At 63.1% G+C, this 1747-nt stretch carries 3 protein-coding genes; all 3 read right to left on the reverse strand.

The window, feature by feature from the left end; all coding sequences use genetic code 11:
* Window positions 1-534, reverse strand: a 534-nt coding sequence (gene rplD, locus EN750_RS32825; protein WP_127399157.1) for a 50S ribosomal protein L4, incomplete at its 3' end; no start/stop codon positions are given.
* Entirely contained in the window at window positions 534-1262 is a 729-nt protein-coding gene (rplC, locus tag EN750_RS32830) for a 50S ribosomal protein L3 (RefSeq protein ID WP_013531422.1), read from the reverse strand. The genes rplC and rplD, both read right to left, overlap by 1 nt.
* A 61-nt stretch (window positions 1263-1323) precedes the next feature.
* Window positions 1324-1632 (reverse strand): 30S ribosomal protein S10, encoded by a 309-nt coding sequence (rpsJ, locus tag EN750_RS32835; protein WP_010909272.1) that lies wholly within the window; start codon window positions 1630-1632, stop codon window positions 1324-1326.
* Window positions 1633-1747: the final 115 nt, after the last annotated feature.

The following is a 1747-nucleotide window of genomic DNA, read 5'->3' on the forward strand; positions in this document are numbered from 1 at the left end:
CTGGATGGGCAGCACGTCGATGTTGGGGATGTTCGTCGCCGCCAGCTTGAAGTTCTTGTCAAGCTCGGCGCCGCCGATCAGCAAAGCGTTGGTCAGGCCCAGCGTCGCGAAATTCGCGATCAGCGCCTTCGTCTTGGCCTCGGTCAGCTTCAGCTCGTCGATGATGATGATCGACGCACTCTTGGCCTTGGCCGAGAGAGCATGCTTGAGGCCGAGAGCACGAACCTTCTTCGGCAGTTCGTGCTCGTGGCTGCGAACGACCGGGCCGTGGGCCTTGCCGCCGCCGCGGAACTGCGGAGCGCGTGCCGAATGGTGACGGGCGCGGCCCGTACCCTTCTGCTTGTACATCTTGGCGCCGGTGCGCGCGATCTCGGCGCGACCCTTGGTCTTGTGCGTGCCCTGCTGCTTCTTGGCAAGCTGCCAGCGCACGACGCGCTGCAGGATGTCTTCGCGCGGATCAAGGCCGAAAATCTCGTCGGAGAGTTCCACCTTGCCGGCGTCCTTGCCGCCCAGCGTTGTGATCTTGAGATCCATTATTCCGCTCCCTCTGTGGCCGGAGCCTCGTTCTTGGCGCCACTTTCGGCAGCAACGGCGCGGATCGCGGCAGGCTTCGGCGCATTGGCCGGCAGTGCCACCTTGGCCGCATCGCGGACCAGGATCCAGGCGCCCTTCGATCCAGGAACCGCACCGCGGATCAGGATCAGGCCGCGGTCGGCGTCGGTCGATACGATCTCGACATTCTGCGTGGTGACGCGGGTGTCGCCCATGTGGCCAGCCATATGCTTGCCCTTGAACACCTTGCCCGGGTCCTGGCGCTGGCCGGTCGAACCGTGCGTACGGTGCGAAACCGAGTTACCGTGCGTTGCACGGCCACCGCCCATGTGGTGGCGCTTGATGACGCCCTGAAAGCCCTTGCCGATCGTCGTGCCCGTCACATCGACCTTCTGGCCGGCGACGAAGTGCTCGACAGTGATCTCGGCGCCGACATCGATCATATTGTCGGCGGAGACGCGGAACTCGGCGACCTTCGCCTTCGGCTCGACGGAAGCGGTCGCGAAATGGCCGCGCATCGCCTTCGACGTGTTCTTCACCTTGGCAAGGCCAACGCCGAGCTGAACGGCGGTGTAGCCATTCTTCTCTTGCGTGCGCTGGGCCACGACCTGGCAGTTCTCCATCAGGAGAACGGTGACGGGAACATGTTCCCCGGCATCGTTGTAGATGCGGGTCATTCCCACCTTCTTTGCAATCACACCTGAACGCATCGGTTCAATTCCTTTAGAGTTCCGGGCCAGGGGCACCGCCCCTTACCGCGCTCTCATTCCCTTAGAGCTTGATCTCGACGTCGACGCCGGCGGCCAGATCGAGCTTCATCAAAGCATCGACCGTCTGCGGGGTCGGATCGACTATGTCGAGCAGACGCTTGTGCGTGCGCATCTCGAACTGCTCGCGGCTCTTCTTGTCGACGTGAGGCGACCGGTTGACCGTGAACTTTTCGATCCGCGTCGGCAGCGGAATGGGGCCGCGGACGTTTGCGCCGGTACGCTTGGCCGTCGACACGATTTCCTTCGTCGAGGCGTCGAGCACGCGGTGGTCAAACGCCTTAAGGCGGATGCGGATATTCTGTCCGTTCATGCGTCACTTCCTTGTTCTGGCGCGGCGCGGGCAACTCCCGCGCCCGCGACAGATCGGTTTAAGTCCAAATTACTCTTTGATGGTGACGACGATGCCGGCACCGACGGTGCGGCCG

It is taken from the genome of Mesorhizobium sp. M7A.F.Ca.ET.027.03.2.1 (assembly GCF_003999175.1).
In the GTDB taxonomy this organism is placed as follows: domain Bacteria; phylum Pseudomonadota; class Alphaproteobacteria; order Rhizobiales; family Rhizobiaceae; genus Mesorhizobium.